The organism is Streptomyces katrae (assembly GCF_000966975.1).
Lineage (GTDB): Bacteria > Actinomycetota > Actinomycetes > Streptomycetales > Streptomycetaceae > Streptomyces > Streptomyces katrae.
This window is the reverse complement of sequence record NZ_JZWV01001063.1, coordinates 1-789: the sequence shown is the minus strand read 5'-3', so window position 1 is coordinate 789 and position 789 is coordinate 1. Positions and strand designations below refer to the sequence as shown.

Sequence of the window (789 nt, the reverse complement as noted above, 5' to 3'; positions counted from 1 at the left end):
CTCCTGCGCCGCGCCCGTCGCCGCCGCTGACGGAGTGTCGCCCCGCCCGGCCGGGCGGGGCCTTGCATGGTGGTTCCCGGCAGCGGATCGCCACGGACACCGCTACGGACTACGGCTGGGGACGGCACATGAAGGCCACGGAGGTACTCGCTGACGGCTTCGGGCGGATCCGGGAGGTGGTCCACGAGACGCTCGACGGCCTCGCTGCCGAACAGCTGAACGCGCGCCTGGATCCGGAGTCAAACTCGATCGCCTGGCTGGTGTGGCACCTGACCCGGATCCAGGACGACCACGTGGCCGGCGTCGCCGGTCAGGAGCAGGTCTGGCGGTCCGCCGGCTGGGCCGACCGCTTCGCCCTGCCGCTGCCCGTCGAGGACCACGGCTACGGGCACACGGCGAAGCAGGCCGGAACGGTGCGCGTCGACTCGGCCGGCCTGCTGCTGGGGTACTACGACGCCGTGCACGAGCAGTCCCTGCGCTACGTACGCGGCCTGGCCGCGGGCGATCTGGAGCGGATCGTCGACGAACGCTGGGACCCGCCGGTCACCCTCGGGGTCCGCCTCGTCAGCGTCCTGGCCGACGACCTCCAGCACGCGGGCCAGGCGGCGTACGTACGGGGGCTGCTGGAGCGGCGCTGAATCAGGGGCCCCGGGGCACCTCCCGTGGGATCCATATTACGGAAAACTTTTTCCGCCATGCGATAGGTTGTGGGTGCGGTGCGGCCCGGCACCGCAGACCGACAGCTGGAGGAAAGAAGATGAGCGAGAGTCGCGTCGCCCTGGTCACCGG

1 protein-coding gene is annotated in these 789 nt (G+C 71.4%); it reads left to right on the top strand.

The annotated features are described in order from the left end of the window. Positions 1-128: 128 nt before the first annotated feature. Complete coding sequence (locus VR44_RS32290) at positions 129-638, top strand: mycothiol transferase (protein WP_045951184.1); 510 nt, start codon at positions 129-131, stop codon at positions 636-638. Positions 639-789: the final 151 nt, after the last annotated feature.

What these genes read in the sequence shown, in the direction of transcription:
- VR44_RS32290 (WP_045951184.1), top strand. Translation starts at nt 129, where the DNA reads ATGAAGGCCACGGAGGTACTCGCTGACGGCTTCGGGCGGATCCGGGAG.